This is a genomic window from Janibacter indicus, assembly GCF_900176385.1.
In the GTDB taxonomy this organism is placed as follows: Bacteria; Actinomycetota; Actinomycetes; order Actinomycetales; family Dermatophilaceae; genus Janibacter; species Janibacter indicus.
The window spans coordinates 1-18969 of the sequence record NZ_FWXN01000009.1; the positions used below are offsets into that span (position 1 = coordinate 1).

Genomic DNA, 18969 nt, shown 5'->3' on the forward strand with positions numbered 1-18969 from the left:
GAGTCCGTGCGGCGCTCAACCTCACTCCGCTCGGCTTCGTCCAACGGCTTCGCATCGAACGAGCTCGGCACCTCTCAGCAACCACGGACCTCACCTCCGCCGAGATCGCGCTACGAGTCGGCTACGCGAACGCCGAGACTCTGCGCTCCCTCCTGCGCAGGGAGCGACGCCGTTCCTGACCTATCGCCATGCCTGTAGCCGGTGTCCTAGTGCTCGACTGGAACCACCTCTCAGCACGTCGCGTCGACGCTCCTGCGTCGCCCCTGGACGACCCACTCGACACGCCCGCCGCACAGGCCATGTGACGTGTCCTGGCTTCCCGTAGGCGCCTGTGAAGACCCTGCCCATCCCGCCGTGACGCAGCAGAGCCATGTCGTCGATGCTGTCGGCGCCGGCGATCGGTGGATCGAGGCTAAAAGTCACACTGCAACAGACCGAACGGCTTGACCGAGCCATGGAACGAGCTGAAAGTAAAGGCGTGAAACTCGTCGTCAAGGAGCGCCCCTGATGCCCGTCTACCCCCGAGCGTCGATCACCCAGCACGGCAACCGTCTGCTCATCGCCTCACACTCTTGGGCCAAGGGTTACCGCCCGAACGGACAGTTCCATCACCTCACCACCACCTCCACCGACACGGAACTGGCTGACGCCATCAGCGCCGCTCTGGCCCGTTCCCGCAAAGAGCCAGCAGCCCAACTCCCCAAAGCGGCCTCCACCGACACCACTCCCGTCAGCGACGAACTCGGCTTTACCACCTGGCGCGCGATGGAAGCCGCCACCACGAAGGTCGGCATCTTCCTCATCGACGACGACGTCCTGTTCGCCCCCTTCGAAACCGTCGCCGGACGGGGCTACAGCGGACACGACGAGCTGCCCCCGGCGCGCGGTACCACCGAGATCGCGACCCGAGCCCGTGAAGCCCTCACCGAAGCCGCCGAGCTCAGTAAGAAGGTCGTCACCCACAGCGCCGGCAACGACGCTGCGAACGACGTCACACCCCGGGCTGCCGTCGAGGGGATCCCCAACCGCGCCGAAGCGATCCTGACCCGTCACGGCGACCAGTGGGCCATCCAAGCTCTCAGCTCCATCCGCTCGGACCCATGGAGTGCCCCGAACGGGTGGATCACCACGGTCCCGGTCGACGCCCCGGAGCAGCTCGGTCAGGCCCTGGCCGAAGCTTTCGCGCACGCACGTGTCAACTCCCCTGTACTGCCGGACCCGAGCTTCGACACCCTCACCGCCGCCCTCGGGGTCACCGCCGCTGACCTGGCCACCCCAGCGACCACCCGCATCCACGCCCAGGCGTCGGGCGGCGACATCGACCTGCACCCCCAGCGGCTTGACCCGGACACGGGCTGGTGGGCCACTCCCGACCACCCCGACAGTCGCACCCTCGGCCTCAGCGACCCCGCCCAGCTGTGGGGCACCACTCTCAACGCCCTCGGCCACACCTGACCTAGACCACAGGTCGGCGGCGCCAGATGGCACCCAGAGGTCCGGTGCGGCCCCGCGCCCCTGAGCCCAACTGAGCGGCCCTGACTACCCGACGAGGCCCGCTTCCGCCGACCAACACACAGCGGTCCGCGTCATCCGCGCTCTGAAACCACGAAGCCCCGGCCAGATCCATGATCTGACCGGGGCTTCGCGATCTCTCGCGAGTGTCCGAGGGGGGACTTGAACCCCCATGCCCTAATACGGGCACTAGCACCTCAAGCTAGCGCGTCTGCCAATTCCGCCACCCGGACGAGTGGTGCATCCGGCGGTCTGGGAACCACCGGGGCAACGACGTGAAACTTTACACGCGGATGTCGTGAGTGCGAAATCCGCTCCGCCACGGCCTCGCCGACCACCGGTCAGCGGGTCAGACCGGGGTCTGCGCGGCCTCCTCGGGGGCCCCGACGTAGAGGCAGAAGGGGTGTCCGGCGGGATCGATGATGACCCGCACCTCCTCCTGGGGCTGGTGCTCCGACAGGCGCCCGCCGAGGCGCAGCGCGGCCGCGACCGCCGCCTCGAGATCACTCACCTCGATGTCGAGGTGGATCTGCATCTGCTGCTCGCCCTCGAGCGCCGGCCACTTCGGCTCGATGTGGTTGCGCTCCAGCTGGAAGCCCAGGTACACGTGGGCTCGCTCCGGCGCGATCGTCGCCCAGTCCTCCTCGTCGCTGTGGATCGTCCAGCCGAGGACCTCGGCGTAGAAGCGCGCGAGACCCCGGGGGTCCGGCGTACCGATCACGGTGCCGAGGTAGTCGTGGGGTGGGCGACGTCCTGAAAGCATGCCTTCCACCATTGCCTGAAGTCGGGCCGAGGGCAACCCGTGCATAGGCTTGGCCCGTGCTCGAGACCGTCACCGCCACCCGATTCGCGGTCCCCCTGCGCGAAGGGGGTTCCCTCCCCGGTCTCGTCGAGGCCGACGACCTCGGGATGTACGTCGTGAAGTTCCGCGGCGCCGGTCAGGGCCTGAAGGTCCTCGTGGCCGAGGTGCTCGTCGGCGGGATCGCCCGCGCCCTCGGCATCCCGGTCCCCCGCCTCGTCGTGGTCGACCTGCCACGTGACATCGCGCGCTACGAGGCCGACGAGGAGGTGCAGGACCTGCTCACCGCCTCCGTAGGCACCAACCTTGGCCTCGACTACCTGCCGGGCTCCTTCGGCTACGACGGCAGCCGTCCCGCGACGGCAGAGCAGGCCGCGCCGATCGTCTGGCTCGACGCCTACACCGCCAACATCGACCGCACGTGGGCCAACCCCAACCTGCTCGTCTGGGGCGGCCGCCCCTGGGTCATCGACCACGGCGCCGCGCTCTACTTCCACCACTCCTGGGCTCGCCGATCTCCCGACGCCGAGCGCTTCTCCGCCCAGCCCTTCGACGCGAGCGACCACGTGCTCGGCGACCTCATCGGCGGCCTGACGTCGACCCACGAGACCCTCGCTGCCCTGCTGACCGACGAGGTGCTCACGGGCATCGTCGACCTCGTCCCGGACGCGTGGCTCGAGACCGGGGAGCACCTCCCTTCGCCGCAGTCCGTCCGCCAGGCCTACGTGGCCCATCTCATGGCCCGCCGCGACCACCCCGCTGCCTGGCTCCCCGGAGGTGACCGGTGACGCGCGTCCCGTACCAGTACGTCGTCCTGCGCTGCGTCCCTCGCGCCGAGCGCGAGGAGTTCGTCAACGTCGGCATCGTCCTGCGCAGCCAGGCCGCCGAGCACCTCGAAGCCGCCTTCGCGGTCGACGCGGCCCGGGTCCGGGCCCTCGCCCCGGACCTCGACCTCGACGAGCTCGACGCCGCGCTGCAGACCGTCTGCGACGTCGCCTCCGGTCGCGAAGGGGGCGGCCTGCCCCGTCTCGGCGACGACGGCCGACGCTTCGGCTGGCTGAGCGCGCCCCGCTCGACCGTCGTGCGTCCCGGTCCCGTGCACAGCGGCCTCACGGACGACCCCGCGGCCGAAGTGCAGCGACTGCTCGACCGCCTCGTGCGCTGACGGTCGTCTTGACGCGTGCCCATGACGCCCTAGGGTCGGGGACATGGACCTCACGCGACCGACCGCACCGGCTCCCTACGACCTCCTCCCGCCCACCGCGACCTTCGAGGTGACGAGCGAGAGCTTCTCCGACGGCGGCGACCTCCCCGAGGCCCAGGTCTTCGACGACTGGGGCTTCTCCGGCGGCAACCTCAGCCCGCAGCTCAGCTGGTCGGGCGCCCCCGAGGGCACCAAGGGCTTCGCGGTCTCCTGCTTCGACCCGGACGCGCCGACCCCAGCCGGCTTCTGGCACTGGACCGTGGTCGGGCTGCCCGCCGACACCACCTCGCTGCCCGAGGGCGCGGGGGTCGAGGGCGGAGCACAGCTGCCCGAGGGTGCCTTCATGACCGCGACCGACTACGGGACCAAGGCCTTCGGCGGCGCGGCCCCGCCGCAGGGCGACATCGCCCACCGCTACGTCTTCGCCGTCCACGCGCTCGACACCGACGACCTGGGCATCGACGACTCCGTCTCGTGCACCGTGGCGGCCTTCAACTACCTCCAGCACACGATCGGGCGCGCCGTCATCACCGGCATGTACCGCAGCTGACGCTGCCGCACCCCACGCTGCGCGGCGGGTCGGCCCTACTGATCGGGCAGGCCCGCCGCGAGCTCGTCGAGGAAGTCGTCGACCTCCTCCATGTCGTACCCCTCGCCGAAACGGGTGGGTCGGAAGACCGCACTCGCGACGTCCGGCACCGGCTGGCCGGTCGAGAGCGCGTGGAAGACCCGGTCGAGGAAGTCGTCGACATCGGCCACGGCATAGCCCTCGCGCCAGCGGGTCGGGGTGAACTGCGGGCGGGCCGCGCCGGCGCTCATCGCACCCTCAGCTCCCACGCGGCGACGGCACCGGCCGCCGCGACGTTGAGGGAGTCGACTCCCCCGGCCATCGGGATGGTCACGGTCACGTCCACGTGCCCGAGGGTGCGCCGGGACAGCCCGTCGCCCTCGGTGCCCAGCACGAGGGCGAGTCGCTCCGGCGGGTCGGCGGACAGCTGGTCGAGCGAGACCGCGCCGTCGGCCAAGGCCAGTGCCGCGACCGTCCACCCGGCTGCACGCAGGTCGGCGATGCCGGCCGGCCACGGGTCGATCCGGGTCCACGGCACCTGGAAGACCGTGCCCATGGAGACGCGGATCGCCCTGCGGTACAAGGGGTCGGCGCACCGTGGCGTGACGAGGACCGCGTCGGTCCCGAGCGCGGCGGCGGAGCGGAAGATGGCTCCCACGTTGGTGTGGTCGACGACGTCCTCGATGATCAGCACCCGCCGGGCGCCGTCGAGCACCGACTCCACCGAGGGCACCGCGGGACGGTGCATCGAGGCCAGAGCGCCCCGGTGCAGGTTGTAGCCGGTGATCCCCTCGATGACCTCTGCCGTCCCCGTGTAGACCGGCACGCCGTCGTCCTCGGCCTGCGCCACGACATCGGCCAGGTCGGTGAGCCACCGCTCCCCCATGAGCAGCGCTCGCGGACGGTGGCCCGCCGCCAGCGCCCGGCGGATGACCTTTTCGCTCTCCGCGAGGTAGAGGCCGCCGGCCGGCTCGAGGACACGGCGCAGCTTGACGTCGGTGAGCCCGACGAAGTCGCGCAACCGCGCGTCGGTCGGGTCGGTGATGGTGATCGGCACGGGAGCAGGCTAGATCAGGGCGCGGGAGATGACCCCGATGCTCGCGATGACGCAGAAGACGAGCACGCCCCGGCGCACCGCCTCGGGCCGGATCCGCCGTCGCACCGGCCCCGCCAGCAGGTGCCCCACGAGCACGAAGGGAGCCCACACCAGCCCGGCGAGCAGGTCCTCCCGGTCGACCTGCCCGCCGATGGCCAGACCGGTCATCCCGATGACCGTGCCGGCGAGGAAGAAGGCCGCCAGGGTCCCGCGCAGCAGCTCGGGCCGCTCGTGCCGCAGGACGAGCGCGAAGAAGGGACCACCGATCGAGGCGGCGGTCCCCGAGACGCCGGTGATCGCGCCGGCGAGGGCCGAGTTGCGCGGGTCCAGCCGGATGTCCACGGCCCACACCGACGCGGCGACGGTCACGAGGATGAGCACGCCCACGGTGAGGGCGATGGCGTCTGCTGACGCCACCGCGACGAGGGCGACCCCGAGCGGTGTGGCGAGGACTCGGGCACCCAGAGCCCACCGCAGGTGGCGCCAGGCGATCTCCCGGTCACCACCGAGCAGCTGCAGCAGGGGAAGGAAGAAGACGCACACGATGAGCGAGGCCGGCATGAGATCGGGCCGGACCATGACGACCGCGGGGGCCGCGACCACCGCGATCCCGAAGCCGATCGTCGACTGCACCATCGCCCCGATGGCGACGACGATACCGAGGGCGAGGAGCGTGGGGTCCAGGAGCTCGGTCACGGGAAGAAGACGAACTTCACCAGGCCCGCAACGCCGACGACGACGATGACCGCCCGCAGGGCGTTGGGGGGCAGCCGCCGACCGTACCTCGCACCCAGCACGCCACCGGTGATCGCGCCGATGCCCACGAGGAGGGCGATACGCCAGTCGATGAGCTCGGGCGCGGTGATGATGAAGACGAGCGAGCCGACAGCGTTGACGAAGGTGCCGAGCACGTTCTTCAGACCGTTGAGGGACTGGAGCGGCTCGGTCGACAAGGCAGACAGCAGGCCGATGAGGATGACACCCTGGGCGGCGCCGAAGTAGCCGCCGTAGACGCCGGCCACGAGCACGCCCGCCATGAGCGCGACGAGGTGGCTGGTCGGCATCGAGCCGCCCTCCTCGTGCCGCGACTTCGTCCACGCCTGCAGGCGGGGGCCGAAGATGACGAGCAGGATCCCGATGCCGATGAGCACCGGCACGATCGCCTCGAAGGCCTCGGGCGGCAACCACAGCAGCAGCAGGGCGCCGGTGATCGCGCCGAGCACGGACATCGGCACGAGCTGGGCGACCCGTCGGCCCATGCCCTTGAGCTCGGGGAGGTATCCGATGGTGCCGCTCACTCCCCCGGCGACCAGGCCGATGGAGTTGGAGACGTTGGCCGTGACCGCTGGTGTCCCCAGGGCGAGCAGCACGGGGAAGGTCACGAGGGTCCCGGACCCGACGAGGGTGTTGATCGCTCCCGCCCACACCCCCGCGAGCACCACTGCACCCATCTCCAGCCACGACACCCGGCCAACCCTAGTGAGGGCGGACCCGGTGTCGTGGAGCGGGGTCGCAGTGTGGTCAGCGGGCCGCGTCGGGCCCCTCGGTCGGTTCGGGAGCGTCCGTCTGCGCGGGGGCAGGCGGCGGGGTCTGCCCAGCCGCGGCATCGGTCGTCTCCGGTGCCGGGGGCTGCCCGGCGAGTGCCTCGGTCGGCTCCGGGAGCCGGACCCCGGGGCCCTTCGCCGGCTGCACCCGCGAAGCGGGCGTGGCGTGCTCGCTCGCCTCACGGCTGGCCTGACCCGCCTGACCGCGTGCCTGGGCGAGGGCCTCGCCCGGGTCCTCGAGCGCGGTCTGGTCGAAGACGTTGGTGGCCTCCGGACCGGGGTCGACCCACTCCTCCGCGTCGAGTCCACCCTTGGGCCCGTCGCCATCGCCGCCACCGAGCGCGCCACCGATGCCCCGCAGGGCGTCGGTGAGCTCGCTCGGGATGATCCACATCTTGTTGGCGTCGCCCGTGGCGATCTGCGGCAGGACCTGCAGGTACTGGTAGGCGAGCAGCTTTTGCGTCGGCTTGCCGCGGTGGATCGCGTCGAAGACCTGCTTGATCGCGCGCGACTGGCCCTGGGCCTCGAGGACCGCGGCCTGGGCCGAGCCCTCGGCCCGCAGGATGGCCGACTGCTTCTCGCCCTCGGCGGTGAGGATCTGCGACTGCTTGACGCCCTCGGCGTTGAGGATGGCCGCACGACGGTCACGCTCGGCCTTCATCTGCTTTTCCATCGACTCCTGGATCGACATCGGCGGGTCGATCGCTTTGAGCTCGACGCGGTTGACGCGGATGCCCCAGCGGCCGGTCGCCTCGTCGAGCGCCCCACGCAGCTGGCCGTTGATCTGGTCGCGGCTGGTGAGCGTCTGCTCGAGGTCGAGGGAGCCGATGACGTTACGCAGGGTGGTGACGGTCAGCTGCTCGATGCCCTGGATGAAGTTGGCGATCTCGTAGACGGCCCGCTTGGAGTCGATGACCGTGTAGTAGATGACCGTGTCGATGTTGACGACGAGGTTGTCGGAGGTGATCACCGGCTGGGGCGGGAAGCTCACGACCTGCTCGCGCAGGTCGATGCTCGCCCGCACCTTGTCGACGAAGGGCACGAGGATGTGGATGCCGCCCTCGAGCGTGCGCGAGTAGCGGCCGAGCCGCTCGATGATCAGCGAGGTCTGCTGCGGGACGATGCGCACCGTCTTGAAGAGGATGACGAGCGCGAAGACCAGCAGTGCGACGAGGAAGATGAGGATGCCGGCGCCTTCCATGGGCGGGGTCCTTTCAGACGGAGGGTCGGGTCAGGGGCTCTTGGTGACGATTGCCGTGGCGCCGTCGATGGAGACGACGCGCACCTCGTCGCCGGGCAGGCAGGAGGCGGCGCCGTCGGGCACCCGCGCGCTCCATGTCTCACCGGCCAGCCGCACGCGACCGTCGGTCTCGGTGACCGTCTCGAGGACCCGCGCGGTGCGCCCGGCCAGGCCCGCCGAGCCGATGTCGGCTGATGCCGCGGGGTCGCTGAACTGGCGCTTGACGATCGGGCGCACCACCGCGATGAGCAGCAGGGCCACGGCGACCGCCAGGACGATCTGCAGCACCACGGGCGCGCCGAGGGCGGCAGCCAGGGCTCCGACGAGGGCACCGCCGAAGAGCATGACGAAGACGAAGTCGACCGTCGCCGCCTCGATCGCGATCAGCACGAAGGCCAGCCCCAGCCAGGCCAGCCAGAGGTTGTCGCCGAGCCATTCCATCGTCATGCCCCCGTCTCGTGTCTGGCCCCCATCATGTCAACCGCTCCTAACGAAGGGGGGTGGGACCCGCCCACCGTGACCGCAGCGTGTCCGAGCGGCCGGTGGGATCGGTCCCGGTCGAGCCCGGACGGCGGGCGTCAGGTGCGCGCCCGCGCCGACCACCGGTCACCGTGCTGCTCGAGCACGAGGTCGATACCGAAGGTCTGCGAGAGGTTGGCCTCGGTGAGCGTGATCTCGATCGGGCCCTGCGCGACGACCTGGCCCTCGCGCAGGAGGAGCACGTCGGTGAAGTGCGGGGGGATCTCCTCGACGTGGTGGGTCACCATGACGAGGGCGGGCGCCTCGAGGTCGCCCGCGATCTGACCGAGGCGACCGACGAGGTCCTCGCGTCCGCCGAGGTCGAGACCAGCGGCCGGCTCGTCGAGGAGCATCAGCTCGGGGTCGGTCATCAGGGCGCGGGCGATCTGCACGCGCTTGCGCTCGCCCTCGGAGAGCGTCCCGTAGGTCCGGTCGGCGAGGTGCCCGGCGCCCAGGGCCTCGAGCAGCTCGACCGCGCGGGCGTGGTCGAGTCCGTCGTAGGACTCGCGCCAACGACCGACGACACCCCACGAGGCGGTGACGACGACGTCGGACACCCGCTCGCGCGGCGGGATGCGCTCGGCCAGCGACGCGGAGGCCAGACCGATGCGCGGCCGCAGGTCGAAGACGTCGACCGCGCCGAGGACCTCGCCGAGGACACCGACGACACCTCGGGTGGGGTGCATGCGCGCGGCAGCCAGCTGCAGCAGCGTCGTCTTGCCCGCGCCGTTGGGCCCCAGGACGACCCAGCGCTGCCCCTCCTCGACCTCCCAGTCGATCTCCGAGAGCAGGGTCGACTCCCCGCGGACCACGGTGGCGCCGGCGAGGGCGAGGACATCACTCATGGTCCGACCCTAACCGTCGCGGATTACCATCTGTCAGATGCCCGAGCTGCCCGCCTCCGTCCGTGTCGCCGCGTGGGTCACGCACGCCTGGGCCGGTGGCGTGACCCTGACCCAGGCGGTCGAGCGGGCCCTGCCCGACATCGACCACACCGAGGGTCTCGTCGAGCAGCTGCGGCTGTGGCGCGACCTCGGCGAGGCAGCCGTCCTCGTCGCCCTCCCCGGCCCCGGTGACCTGGCCGGCCTGCCCCGCTGCGGACCGGTGGCCACCGACGCCGCCGTGGAGGCGGGTGAGGCCCTCTACGTCGCCGGCCTCGGTGGGCTGCTCGTGCCGTCGACGTCGACCTTCGGCTCCGAGGGCGCCCGGGGGGTGCGCATCGACTGGATGGCCCACGACGCCGATCCGATCCCTCCGCACCGCATCGAGGCGCTCGCGCCCTCCCAGCTCGAGCGACACCTGCGACGCACCCTCCTCGCCGCGATCGACGAGCTCGATGCCATCGGGGGCACCCCCTGGGCCGACGACCTGGCACGCGACCTCGCCGACGACCGGCTCGGGGCCGACTGGGCTCTCCCCGATGCCCTGCCCGAGCGCGCCCGCAAGGTCATCGGGTTGGCCGGCACCGTCTCCATCGCCACCGAGCTGGGGCTGCAGGCCTCGGGTGCGATCACGGCCGCCGGCGACGAGGCCCGCGCCACCGCCCTTCGTGCCCTGGGGCGCGAGAGCGAGCGCTGCCTCGCCGACGCGACCAATGCCGCGTGCGCCACGATGGCCGGCTGGGTCCCGAGCCGCTGATGCGGGTCCTGCGGACCGCTCGGCTGCGCCTCGACCCGGTCGGCCGCGAGCACCTCCCCTTCCTCGCCGACCTCGATGCCGACCCCGAGGTTCTGCGGCACATCATCGGCCGGGCCCGCACCCATGAGGAGGCACTGGAGTTCTGGACGCCGCAGGTCCCCGGCCCCATGTGGGTGGGGCACGTCGACGAGCGCCCCGTCGGGTGGTGGTCCCTGTGGCCGCGCGAAGGGGGCGTGGCCGAGCTCGGCTACCGCCTCGCCCGGTCGTGGTGGCGGCAGGGCCTGGCGGTCGAGGGGGCGAGGGCCGTTGTCGCAGTCGGCTTCACCGACCCAGGGCTCGACATCGTGCGCGCCGAGACGATGATGGTCAACTCCGGCTGCCGCGGCGTCATGCGGCGCCTGGGCATGCGGGAGGTGCGCATCGAGGTGCGTGAGTGGGAGGAGCCCCTGCCCGGCGCCGAGCTCGGCGAGGTCGTCGCCGAGCTGACCCGTCAGAACTGGGCAAGCACGCTCTCGTAGACCGCCATGGTCCGGTCGCCGATGCTCGTCCAGCTGAAGTGCTCTACCGCCCGCTCGCGGCCGGCGACCCCACGGGATCGCGCGCGCTCGGGGTCGGCCACGGCCTGCACGAGGGCCGCCGCGAGATCGGCCTCGAAGCGCGCGCTGTCGACGGGTGCCCCCGTGCCGTCGTCGACCTGCTCGATGGGAACGAGCCACCCGGTGACGCCGTCGTCCACGACCTCGGGAATGCCGCCGGTCGCGGTGGCCACGACGGGCAGCTCGCACGCCATCGCCTCGAGGTTGACGATGCCCAGCGGCTCGTAGACCGAGGGGCAGGCGAAGACCGTGCCGGCGGTGAGCAGCGCGATGACCTCGGCCCGCGGCAGCATCTGCGAGATCCACACGACCCCGTCACGGGTGGCTCGCAGCTCGGCGACGAGGGCCTCGACCTCGGCGAGGATCTCGGGGGTGTCGGGGGCTCCGGCGCACAGGACGAGCTGCACCTCCGGGGGCAGCTCGCGGGCGGCGCGCAGCAGGTGGGGCAGTCCCTTCTGCCGGGTGATCCGCCCGACGAAGACGACCGACGGGCGGTCGGGGTCGACGCCGTGGCGTCGCACGACCTCCGGGTCGGGTGCCGGCTGCCACAGCCCGGCATCGATGCCGTTGTGGACGACGTGCACCCGCTCGGGGTCGATGGACGGGTAGCTGCGCAGGATGTCCGCGCGCATGCCGTGACTGACGGCGATGACGCCGGCCGCCCCCTCGTAGGCGGTGCGCTCGACCCACGAGCTCAAGGCGTAGCCGCCGCCCAGCTGCTCGGCCTTCCACGGGCGCAGCGGCTCGAGGCTGTGCGCCGAGACGACGTGCGGCACCCCATGCAGCAGTCCGGCGGTGTGGCCGGCGAAGTTGGCGTACCAGGTGTGGCTGTGGACCAGGTCGGCCCCCGCGCAGTCGGCCGCCATCGCCAGATCGACGCCCATCGTCGTCAGGGCGGGGTTGGCCCCCGCCAGAGCCGGCGGATCGGGATAACCGGTGGTCCCCCCTTCGTCCCGGGGCTCGCCGAAGCACCGGACCCGCACGTCGGTGTCGCCCCGCTCGCGCAGCGCCCGCGTCAGCTCGGCGACGTGGACCCCGGCACCGCCGTAGACGGCCGGGGGGTACTCCTTGCTGAGGATGTCGACGCGCACGTGACCAGCCTAGGACCAAAGGGGGACGACTCGCCCCGTAGCCACTAGGTTTGGACCATGGTCCGCAGAGGTCAGCCCAGTGTCCTGGCGATCGTCCTCGCCGGTGGTGAGGGCAAACGGCTCATGCCGCTCACCGCCGACCGGGCCAAGCCCGCCGTCCCCTTCGGTGGGATCTATCGGCTCGTCGACTTCGCCCTGAGCAATGTCGTCAACTCCGGCTACGCCAAGGTCATCGTGCTGACGCAGTACAAGTCGCACAGCCTGGACCGGCACGTCAGCCAGGCCTGGCGCCTCGCCTCCCCGCTCGGGCACTACGTCGCCCCGATCCCCGCCCAGCAGCGACGCGGCAAGAGCTGGTACACGGGCAGCGCCGACGCGATCTACCAGTCCCTCAACGCGATCACCGACGAGCGCCCGGACATCGTCGTCGTGGTCGGCGCCGACCACGTCTACCGCATGGACTTCTCCGACATGGTCGAGCTGCACCTCGAGACGGGCGCCGACTGCACCGTCGCCGCGATCCGGCAGCCGATCGCCACGGCCGACCAGTTCGGCGTCATGGAGGTCACCGACGACGGCCGCCGCATCACCGCCTTCCGGGAGAAGCCGACCGACCCGGTCGGGCTGCCCGACGCGCCCCACGAGGTCTACGCGTCGATGGGCAACTACGTCTTCTCCGCCGATGCGCTCATGGACGCGGTCAACCGTGACGCCGACACCGAGAGCCGGCACGACATGGGTGGCGACATCGTCCCCGACCTCGTCTCCCGTGGCACGGCCTACGCCTACGACTTCGCCGACAACACCGTGCCGGGGTCGACCGACCGCGACCGCGGCTACTGGCGCGACGTCGGCACGATCGACAGCTACTTCGACGCACACCTCGACCTGACGTCGATCCACCCGGTCTTCAACCTCTACAACTACAGCTGGCCGATCAACACCCACCACGGGCCCTTCCCACCGGCGAAGTTCGTCCACGCCGACACCGAGCGCGCCGGCGGGGCGACCAACTCGGTCGTCTCACCCGGAGTCGTCGTCTCCGGTGGGCACGTCCACAACTCGGTGCTCTCCCCCGGGGTCTTCGTGCACAGCTACTCCGACGTCATCGACAGCGTCCTGCTCGACGGCGTCGACGTCGGTCGGCACGCCCAGCTGCACCGGGTGATCGTCGACAAGGGCGTGCGGCTGCCCGCCGGGATCCGCCTCGGCCACGACCGCGAGCAGGACCTCGCCCGCGGCCTGCAGGTCACCGAGTCCGGCATCACCGTGGTCGGCAAGGGACACGTCTTCGACGAGACCTAGACTGCGCCGCATGACCTCCCGCCCCGACACCTCCCCGTCGTCCGTCGAGCTGCCGGGCGAGGGCCCGCTCGCGCTCGTCATGGACGTCGACTCCACCCTGATCCGCGACGAGGTCATCGAGCTCATCGCCGAGCACGCGGGCACCCGCGACGAGGTCGCCGCGGTCACCGAGGCCGCGATGCGGGGTGAGCTCGACTTCGCCGGGAGCCTGCACGCACGCGTGGCCACCCTCGCCGGTCTGCCGGTCGAGGTCCTCGACCGGGTGCGCGCGGCGGTGCGACTGACGCCGGGTGCGCGGACGCTGGTGACCACGCTCGTCGAGGCAGGGCACACCGTCGGTCTCGTCAGCGGCGGGTTCACCGAGGTCGTCGACGACCTGGCCCGCGAGCTCGGCATCCCGACGGCACGCGCCAACACCCTCGAGATCGTCGACGGGCACCTGACGGGCAAGGTCCTCGGCGAGGTCGTCGACCGTGCGGCCAAGGCAGACTTCCTCACCCGCCTCGCGGCCTCGGCGGGGATCGAGCGCGATCGCACGGTCGCGGTCGGCGACGGGGCCAACGACCTCGACATGATGGCCGCCGCCCAGCTCGGCATCGCCTTCTGCGCCAAGCCCGCCGTGCGTGAGCAGGCCGACGCCGCCATCGACGAGCCCGACCTCCGCCGGGTCCTCGGCCTGCTCGGCATCACCCCTCTCCCCCAGCCCGACGACGAGGGCGGCCACCCCCTCGCCTGACCGCGTGTCGGACTGCAGTTCGCGTCGGGAGCAGCGAGGTCCGGGGCCTCAGGTCCCCCCGAGGGCCTGAACTGCCGCGCGACACGCTGCGGGTGCGGAGACTACGGGAGGGCGAAGGGGGATGTCGGCACACATCAAGCCGAAGTCGAGCACGACGACTCAGCCACACGACAACGAAGGACTTCGGCGGGTGCCGACGTCCCCCTTCGTCCGGACGGGACCCCGCGGGACCGGGAGAGGGGGTCAGATCCCCATCGCGTGCACGCCACCGTCGACGTGCAGGATCTCGCCGGTCGTCGCGGGGAACCAGTCGGACAGCAGCATCGTGCAGGCCTTGGCCGTGGGCACCGGGTCGTTGACGTCCCAGCCGACGGGCGCGCGGTCGTCCCACGAGTTCTCGAAGGTCTCGAAGCCGGGGATCGACTTCGCCGCGGTCGTGCGGATCGGGCCGGCGGCGACGAGGTTGCAGCGGACCCCCTTCGGGCCGAGGTCGCGGGCGAGGTAGCGGTTGGTCGACTCGAAGGCCGCCTTGGCCACGCCCATCCAGTCGTAGACCGGCCAGGCGAAGCTCGCGTCGAAGGTCAGACCCACGATCGACCCGCCCTCGCTCATCATCGGCAGCGCCGCGACGCCGAGCGCCTTGAGCGAGTAGGCCGAGACGTGGATCGCGGTGCTCACGTCCTCCCACGACGCGTCGAGGAAGGTGAAGGCGCCCTCGGGCGCGAAGCCGATCGAGTGGAGGACGCCGTCGAGGCGCTCGGTGTGCTCACCGATCCGGCCGGCCAGGGCGGCGAGGTCCTCCTCGCTCGTGACGTCGAGCTCGATGACCGGAGCCTCCTGCGGGAGACGCTTGGCGATCGTCCTGGTGATCTTCATCGTCCGGCCGAAGCTGGTGAGGATCACCTGCGCCCCCTGCTCCTGGGCGAGCTTGGCGACGTGGAAGGCGATCGAGGACTCCATGAGGACGCCGGTGATGAGGAAGGTCTTGCCGGTGAGCATCTAGCTGCCTTTCGAAGGGGGTGCGAGGAGAGCGGTGGCGAAGCGCTCAGTGGCCCATGCCGAGGCCGCCGTCGACGGGGATGACCGCGCCGGAGATGTAGGACGCCTCGTCGGAGGCGAGGAAGGAGATCGCGGCGGCGACCTCGTCGGCCTGCCCGTAGCGGCGGGCGGGGATGGCGGCCTGGTACTCGGCCTTGGTCTTGTCGGGCAGCTCGGCCGTCATGTCGGTCTCGATGAACCCGGGCGCGACGACATTGGCGGTGATGCCGCGGGCACCGAGCTCGCGCGTCATCGAGCGGGCGATGCCGACGAGGCCGGACTTCGACGCGGCGTAGTTGGTCTGCCCGGGCGACCCGTAGAGGCCGACGACGCTGGAGAGCAGGATGACCCGGCCGAAGCGGGCCTTGACCATCGGCGTGGCCGCGCGGCGCACGCACCGGAAGGTCCCGTGGAGGTTGGTGTCCACGACTGACGAGAACTCCTCGTCGGTCATGCGCATGAGCAGGGTGTCCTTGGTGATGCCCGCGTTGGCGACGAGCACCTCGACGTCCCCCTCGAGCTTCTCCTTCGCCGCGGTGAAGGCGGCGTCGACCGACGCGGTGTCGGTGATCTCGCAGGCGACGACGTCCAGACCCTCGACCGGGTCGCCCGATCGCGACGTCACGACGACCCGGTGACCGTCGGCGACCAGCCGTCGCGCGATCGCCTCCCCGATGCCTCGGTTGCCTCCCGTGACGAGCACTCGCCGCGATGTCATGTCTCTCCTTCGTCGGTGGCCGCGTGTGGGTCAGATCACGCACCGTCGACGCTAGAGCACTACCGTCGGGTAGCCCGAACCGGTCCGCAGAACGTCCAGACTCGCGGCGTACCCTTGGGGGCGTGCCGCACGCGTCCGTTCCCTCGGTGACCACCGCACCGATCTCGCTCCAGGAGGAGCAGGCCGGTCGGATGCGCCAGTACCTCGCGACGATGGCGCTGCGCACGGCGTGCTTCGTCGGCGCCTACTTCTTCGAGGGGTGGCTGCGGTGGGTGTGCGTCGGTCTCGCCGTCGTCCTGCCCTACATCGCGGTCGTCCTCGTCAACGCCGTGCGCCCCCGCGTGGCCGACGAGGCCTTCCAGCCCGTGACCGACCACCGCCGGCAGCTGGACGCCTGATGCCGACCGACGAGCTGGTGTGCAGCCGCAAGGCCTGCCGCGACGCCGCGACCCGGGCCGTGCTGTGGCGCAACCCCCGCATCCACGACGAGTCGCGTCGCAAGGTCTGGCTCGCCTGCGCCGAGCACGAGGAGGTCCTGCGCGAGCACCTCGCCATCCGCGGCTTCCCGGTGACGACCTGCGCCCTCGACGAGATCCCGGACGACGCCGGCTGATGCTTCGTCTTGCCCTCACCCCGAGGTGGCTCGGGTGGTTCCTCCTCGTCGTCCTCGCGTCCCTGGCGTGCCTGTGGCTCGGCCAGTGGCAGTGGGGCCGCTACGAGGACAGGTCCGCGCGTGCCGAGCGGATCGAGAGCCACTACGAGGCGGACCCCGTGCCCGTCACCGAGGTCCTCACCGACGATCCGGTCGCCATCGACGACGAGTGGACCCGGGTGCGCGCGACCGGCACCTACGACACCGGTCACCAGGTCCTCGTCCGCAACCGTCCGCTCGACGGCACCTACGGCTACGAGGTGCTCCTCCCCCTTCGGCTCGAGGGCGGCGGCACCCTCCTCGTCGATCGCGGCTGGGTCCCCAACAGCCCGAAGGGGGCGGACGTCGCCCCCGAGGTCCCGGCCGCACCCACCGGTGAGGTGACCGTCACCGGGTGGATCCGCTTGGGAGAGAAGAGCCTCGAGCGCGACATGCCGTCGGGGCAGGTCGCCAGCATCAACCTGCAAGAGGTCTCTGACGAGGTCGACGCCGACCTCCTCGGCGGCTACCTCTCGCTCCAGTCGGAGGACCCCGAGAGTGAGCGGCCCGAGCCGCTGGCCGTCCCCGACACCGACACCGGGCCGCACATGGCCTATGCGATCCAGTGGTGGCTGGTCATCCCGGCGGGCTGGGTCTTCGTCGTCCTCGCGCTGCGCCGCGAGGCGCAGGAGGGCGTCGGCCGCACGCCCCGCCCCAAGAAGGTGCGCATCTGGGACGAGGAGGACGGCTGAGGCCGCTCCCCCGGCGTCGGCACCGACCGCCCTCTCGTCACCCGACCTCGAGCGGGTCGGCCTGACCGTCGAACTGCGTGGCGTGGAGCGTCGCGTAGACCCCCTGTGCCGACAGCAGCGCCTCGTGGGTACCGCGCTCGACGACCCGGCCACCGTCGACGACGAGGATCTGGTCGGCGGCCCGGATCGTCGAGAGCCGGTGGGCGATGACGATCGCCGTGCGCCCCTCCAGCGCCGTGTCCAGGGCGCGCTGCACGGCGACCTCCGACTCGCTGTCGAGGTGGGCCGTCGCCTCGTCGAGGATGAGCACGGCGGGTGACTTCAGCAGCAGGCGCGCGATGGCGAAGCGCTGCTTCTCGCCACCGGAGAGCCGGTGGCCACGGTCGCCGACCACCGTGTCGAGGCCGGCCGGCAACGCCGCGACGAGCGGGTGGATCTGCGCCGCCCGCAGCGCCTCCCACATCTGCTCCTCGGTCGCCTCGGGCTTGGCGTAGGCGAGGTTGGCCCGGATCGTGTCGTGGAAGAGGTGGGCCTCCTGGGTCACCATGCCGACGGTCGAGCTCACCGACTCGATCGTGGCCTCGCGCAGGTCGCGCCCGCCGATGCGCACTGACCCGTTCGTGGGATCGTAGAAGCGGGTCACGAGCGAGGTGATCGTGCTTTTGCCGGCACCACTCGGCCCGACGAGCGCGATGAGCTGCCCCGGTTCGGCACGCAGGGTCACGCCCTGCAGCACCGGGCCACCCTGCTCGCGGTCGCCGGTCGTGGCGCCCTCGAGGGAGCGCAGCGAGATCGCGTCGGCACCGGGATAGGTGAAGTGGACGTCGTCGAGCTCGACGGACAGGGCCTCGCCCTCGGGCAGCGGCTGCGCGTCGGGTGCCTCGCGGATGCTCGAGGGCATGTCGAGCAGCTCGAAGAGCCGGGCGAAGGAGACGAGCGCCGTGAGGACGTCGACGTGGACGTTGGAGATCGCGGTGAGCGGCCCGTAGAGCCGGGCGAGCAGCGCCGCGAGCGCCAGCAGGGTGCCGACCGTCAGCGTGCCCTCGACGGCCATGAGGCCCCCCACCCCGTAGACCATCGCCGTGGCCAGCGAGGCGAGCGCGGTGAGCATGACGAAGAAGAAGCCCCGGTTGACGGCGATGCGCACCCCGATGTCGCGCACCCGTGCCGCCCGCACGTCGTACTGCTCGATCTCGCGCGCCGGCTGGCCGAAGATCTTGACGAGGAGCGCACCGGCGACGTTGAACCGCTCGGTCATCTGGTTGCCCAGGTCGGCGTTGAGGTTCATCTGCTCGGCGGACAGGCCGGCCAGGCGCCGACCCATCCACTTGGCCGGCAGGACGAAGAAGGGCACGAGGACCAGCGAGGCCAGCGTCAGCTGCCACGAGAGGGCGAACATCGCTCCGAGGATGAGCACCAGCGAGATGACATTGCTGACGACCGACGACAGCACGGTCGTGAAGGCCTGCTGGGCCCCGATGACATCGCTGTTGAGCCGGGTGACGAGCGCGCCGGTCTGCGCGCGGGTGAAGAAGGCGATCGGCTGGCGCAGCACGTGCGCGAAGACCTCGGTGCGCAGGTGGTGGATCAGCCCCTCCCCGATGCGCGCGGACATCCAGCGCTGCACGAGGCTGGTCACGGCCTCGACGACCGCGATGGCCGCGACGAGCAGGGCCAGCGTGATGACCACCCCACGGTCCTGCGGGGTGACGCCGTCGTCGATGAGCCGCTGGAGCAGCAGCGGCACCGCGACGACGGTCATCGAGCCGATGGCGACCAGCGTGAGGAAGGCCGCGATGGTGCCCTTGAAGGGTCTGGCATAGCCGAGGACGCGTCGGGCGGTGCCCTTGGGCAGGGGCGTCGAGCGCGCCTTGTCGCCCGAGCTCATGGACTGCATGAGCCCCCAGGCACTGTTGGTCATCATCGTCGTGGTCTCCTCGTCCTTCCGGGACGTCAACCACGGTGCCGCACACGGGATTCCC

At 71.3% G+C, this 18969-nt stretch carries 24 protein-coding genes and 1 tRNA gene; 12 read left to right on the forward strand and 13 right to left on the reverse strand.

The genetic code is table 11. From position 1 onward, the window contains the following. Together B9B60_RS11530 and B9B60_RS11535 are read left to right on the forward strand one after the other, a co-directional pair. Window positions 1-179 (forward strand): helix-turn-helix domain-containing protein (locus B9B60_RS11530; RefSeq protein ID WP_143445555.1); only part of this gene is annotated, 179 nt, incomplete at its 5' end. Window positions 180-507: 328 nt separating this feature from the next. Continuing rightward, the gene (locus B9B60_RS11535; RefSeq protein WP_084451583.1) at window positions 508-1455 is read left to right on the forward strand and encodes a hypothetical protein; all 948 of its coding nucleotides are present in this window, start codon (window positions 508-510) and stop codon (window positions 1453-1455) included. Between the two features lie 204 nt (window positions 1456-1659). On the opposite strand, the gene B9B60_RS11540 is transcribed toward B9B60_RS11535, so the two are convergent. Further along, window positions 1660-1745, reverse strand: a tRNA-Leu gene (locus B9B60_RS11540). 116 nt (window positions 1746-1861) lie between these two features. Further along, window positions 1862-2275 carry a VOC family protein gene (locus B9B60_RS11545; RefSeq protein ID WP_084451585.1) on the reverse strand — a complete coding sequence of 138 codons (414 nt, stop codon included), beginning with the start codon at window positions 2273-2275 and terminating at the stop codon, window positions 1862-1864. Between the two features lie 56 nt (window positions 2276-2331). Here B9B60_RS11545 and B9B60_RS11550 point away from each other — a divergent pair, with 56 nt between their 5' ends. From B9B60_RS11550 to B9B60_RS11560, 3 genes are read left to right on the forward strand one after another with little or no spacing between them, the layout of a single operon-like run. Then, entirely contained in the window at window positions 2332-3099 is a 768-nt protein-coding gene (locus B9B60_RS11550; protein WP_084451587.1) for a HipA family kinase, read from the forward strand. Next, window positions 3096-3476: a DUF3037 domain-containing protein gene (locus tag B9B60_RS11555; protein WP_084451589.1), complete on the forward strand. Its 381-nt coding sequence runs from the start codon at window positions 3096-3098 to the stop codon at window positions 3474-3476. Before B9B60_RS11550 ends, B9B60_RS11555 begins: the two co-directional genes overlap by 4 nt. Window positions 3477-3519: 43 nt before the next feature. Next, a complete protein-coding gene (locus B9B60_RS11560) occupies window positions 3520-4065 on the forward strand; it encodes a YbhB/YbcL family Raf kinase inhibitor-like protein (RefSeq protein WP_084451590.1) in 546 nt (181 codons plus the stop codon). A 35-nt stretch (window positions 4066-4100) separates the two neighbouring features. Here B9B60_RS11560 and B9B60_RS11565 read toward each other — a convergent pair whose 3' ends face one another. The 7 genes from B9B60_RS11565 to B9B60_RS11595 all read right to left on the reverse strand — a co-directional run bounded on the left by B9B60_RS11565 (window position 4101) and on the right by B9B60_RS11595 (window position 9327). Continuing rightward, window positions 4101-4334 (reverse strand): DivIVA domain-containing protein, encoded by a 234-nt coding sequence (locus B9B60_RS11565; protein ID WP_084451591.1) that lies wholly within the window; start codon window positions 4332-4334, stop codon window positions 4101-4103. Next, window positions 4331-5140: a TrmH family RNA methyltransferase gene (locus B9B60_RS11570; protein ID WP_084451592.1), complete on the reverse strand. Its 810-nt coding sequence runs from the start codon at window positions 5138-5140 to the stop codon at window positions 4331-4333. The genes B9B60_RS11565 and B9B60_RS11570 overlap by 4 nt, the downstream gene beginning before the upstream one ends. A gap of 9 nt (window positions 5141-5149) precedes the next feature. Continuing rightward, window positions 5150-5875 carry a sulfite exporter TauE/SafE family protein gene (locus tag B9B60_RS11575; protein ID WP_084451593.1) on the reverse strand — a complete coding sequence of 242 codons (726 nt, stop codon included), beginning with the start codon at window positions 5873-5875 and terminating at the stop codon, window positions 5150-5152. Then, entirely contained in the window at window positions 5872-6645 is a 774-nt protein-coding gene (locus B9B60_RS11580; protein ID WP_223277578.1) for a sulfite exporter TauE/SafE family protein, read from the reverse strand. Before B9B60_RS11580 ends, B9B60_RS11575 begins: the two co-directional genes overlap by 4 nt. A gap of 55 nt (window positions 6646-6700) precedes the next feature. Then, on the reverse strand, window positions 6701-7924 hold the full coding sequence (locus B9B60_RS11585) for an SPFH domain-containing protein (RefSeq protein WP_084451595.1): 1224 nt from the start codon (window positions 7922-7924) through the stop codon (window positions 6701-6703). A 30-nt stretch (window positions 7925-7954) separates the two neighbouring features. Then, a complete protein-coding gene (locus B9B60_RS11590; RefSeq protein WP_084451596.1) occupies window positions 7955-8410 on the reverse strand; it encodes an NfeD family protein in 456 nt (151 codons plus the stop codon). Between the two features lie 131 nt (window positions 8411-8541). After that, entirely contained in the window at window positions 8542-9327 is a 786-nt protein-coding gene (locus B9B60_RS11595) for an ABC transporter ATP-binding protein (protein ID WP_084451598.1), read from the reverse strand. A 37-nt stretch (window positions 9328-9364) separates the two neighbouring features. On the opposite strand from B9B60_RS11595, the gene B9B60_RS11600 reads away from it, so the two are divergent. Then, complete coding sequence (locus tag B9B60_RS11600; protein ID WP_084451600.1) at window positions 9365-10120, forward strand: hypothetical protein; 756 nt, start codon at window positions 9365-9367, stop codon at window positions 10118-10120. Continuing rightward, window positions 10084-10638: a GNAT family N-acetyltransferase gene (locus B9B60_RS11605; protein WP_200811218.1), complete on the forward strand. Its 555-nt coding sequence runs from the start codon at window positions 10084-10086 to the stop codon at window positions 10636-10638. Before B9B60_RS11600 ends, B9B60_RS11605 begins: the two co-directional genes overlap by 37 nt. On the opposite strand, the gene glgA is transcribed toward B9B60_RS11605, so the two are convergent. Further along, a complete protein-coding gene (gene glgA, locus B9B60_RS11610) occupies window positions 10611-11807 on the reverse strand; it encodes a glycogen synthase (protein ID WP_084451602.1) in 1197 nt (398 codons plus the stop codon). The two genes, B9B60_RS11605 and glgA, sit on opposite strands and share 28 nt — an antisense overlap. 57 nt (window positions 11808-11864) lie before the next feature. On the opposite strand from glgA, the gene glgC reads away from it, so the two are divergent. Further along, window positions 11865-13112 (forward strand): glucose-1-phosphate adenylyltransferase, encoded by a 1248-nt coding sequence (gene glgC, locus B9B60_RS11615; protein WP_084451604.1) that lies wholly within the window; start codon window positions 11865-11867, stop codon window positions 13110-13112. Window positions 13113-13122: 10 nt separating this feature from the next. After that, window positions 13123-13848, forward strand: a complete 726-nt coding sequence (gene serB / locus B9B60_RS11620; protein ID WP_084451605.1) for a phosphoserine phosphatase SerB — start codon at window positions 13123-13125, stop codon at window positions 13846-13848. 243 nt (window positions 13849-14091) lie between these two features. On the opposite strand, the gene fabI is transcribed toward serB, so the two are convergent. Beyond that, a complete protein-coding gene (gene fabI / locus B9B60_RS11625; RefSeq protein WP_084451607.1) occupies window positions 14092-14847 on the reverse strand; it encodes an enoyl-ACP reductase FabI in 756 nt (251 codons plus the stop codon). A 46-nt stretch (window positions 14848-14893) separates the two neighbouring features. Further along, window positions 14894-15604 (reverse strand): 3-oxoacyl-ACP reductase FabG, encoded by a 711-nt coding sequence (fabG, locus tag B9B60_RS11630; RefSeq protein WP_084451609.1) that lies wholly within the window; start codon window positions 15602-15604, stop codon window positions 14894-14896. Between the two features lie 122 nt (window positions 15605-15726). Here fabG and B9B60_RS11635 point away from each other — a divergent pair, with 122 nt between their 5' ends. Genes B9B60_RS11635 through B9B60_RS11645 form a run of 3 tightly spaced genes read left to right on the forward strand, consistent with a single transcriptional unit; the run spans window position 15727 to window position 16987 of the window. Continuing rightward, window positions 15727-16002, forward strand: coding sequence for a DUF3099 domain-containing protein (locus B9B60_RS11635; protein WP_072624657.1), 276 nt, complete (start codon window positions 15727-15729; stop codon window positions 16000-16002). Next, window positions 16002-16217 carry a hypothetical protein gene (locus B9B60_RS11640; protein ID WP_185220237.1) on the forward strand — a complete coding sequence of 72 codons (216 nt, stop codon included), beginning with the start codon at window positions 16002-16004 and terminating at the stop codon, window positions 16215-16217. The genes B9B60_RS11635 and B9B60_RS11640 overlap by 1 nt, the downstream gene beginning before the upstream one ends. Beyond that, window positions 16217-16987 (forward strand): SURF1 family cytochrome oxidase biogenesis protein, encoded by a 771-nt coding sequence (locus B9B60_RS11645; RefSeq protein ID WP_084451613.1) that lies wholly within the window; start codon window positions 16217-16219, stop codon window positions 16985-16987. Before B9B60_RS11640 ends, B9B60_RS11645 begins: the two co-directional genes overlap by 1 nt. A 37-nt stretch (window positions 16988-17024) precedes the next feature. Here the strand turns inward: B9B60_RS11645 and B9B60_RS11650 are convergent, their stop codons facing one another. Continuing rightward, window positions 17025-18908 carry an ABC transporter ATP-binding protein gene (locus B9B60_RS11650; protein ID WP_084451828.1) on the reverse strand — a complete coding sequence of 628 codons (1884 nt, stop codon included), beginning with the start codon at window positions 18906-18908 and terminating at the stop codon, window positions 17025-17027. Window positions 18909-18969: the final 61 nt, after the last annotated feature.

Bases quoted from the DNA above. Each gene is read 5' to 3' on its own strand.
- B9B60_RS11565 (WP_084451591.1), bottom strand. From the start codon at position 4,334: ATGAGCGCCGGCGCGGCCCGCCCGCAGTTCACCCCGACCCGCTGGCGC.
- B9B60_RS11600 (WP_084451600.1), top strand. From the start codon at position 9,365: ATGCCCGAGCTGCCCGCCTCCGTCCGTGTCGCCGCGTGGGTCACGCAC.
- B9B60_RS11650 (WP_084451828.1), bottom strand. From the start codon at position 18,908: ATGACCAACAGTGCCTGGGGGCTCATGCAGTCCATGAGCTCGGGCGAC.
- B9B60_RS11640 (WP_185220237.1), top strand. From the start codon at position 16,002: ATGCCGACCGACGAGCTGGTGTGCAGCCGCAAGGCCTGCCGCGACGCC.
- B9B60_RS11595 (WP_084451598.1), bottom strand. From the start codon at position 9,327: ATGAGTGATGTCCTCGCCCTCGCCGGCGCCACCGTGGTCCGCGGGGAG.
- B9B60_RS11545 (WP_084451585.1), bottom strand. From the start codon at position 2,275: ATGCTTTCAGGACGTCGCCCACCCCACGACTACCTCGGCACCGTGATC.
- B9B60_RS11645 (WP_084451613.1), top strand. From the start codon at position 16,217: ATGCTTCGTCTTGCCCTCACCCCGAGGTGGCTCGGGTGGTTCCTCCTC.
- B9B60_RS11560 (WP_084451590.1), top strand. From the start codon at position 3,520: ATGGACCTCACGCGACCGACCGCACCGGCTCCCTACGACCTCCTCCCG.
- serB (WP_084451605.1), top strand. From the start codon at position 13,123: ATGACCTCCCGCCCCGACACCTCCCCGTCGTCCGTCGAGCTGCCGGGC.
- B9B60_RS11585 (WP_084451595.1), bottom strand. From the start codon at position 7,924: ATGGAAGGCGCCGGCATCCTCATCTTCCTCGTCGCACTGCTGGTCTTC.
- fabI (WP_084451607.1), bottom strand. From the start codon at position 14,847: ATGCTCACCGGCAAGACCTTCCTCATCACCGGCGTCCTCATGGAGTCC.
- fabG (WP_084451609.1), bottom strand. From the start codon at position 15,604: ATGACATCGCGGCGAGTGCTCGTCACGGGAGGCAACCGAGGCATCGGG.
- B9B60_RS11590 (WP_084451596.1), bottom strand. From the start codon at position 8,410: ATGACGATGGAATGGCTCGGCGACAACCTCTGGCTGGCCTGGCTGGGG.
- glgC (WP_084451604.1), top strand. From the start codon at position 11,865: ATGGTCCGCAGAGGTCAGCCCAGTGTCCTGGCGATCGTCCTCGCCGGT.
- B9B60_RS11535 (WP_084451583.1), top strand. From the start codon at position 508: ATGCCCGTCTACCCCCGAGCGTCGATCACCCAGCACGGCAACCGTCTG.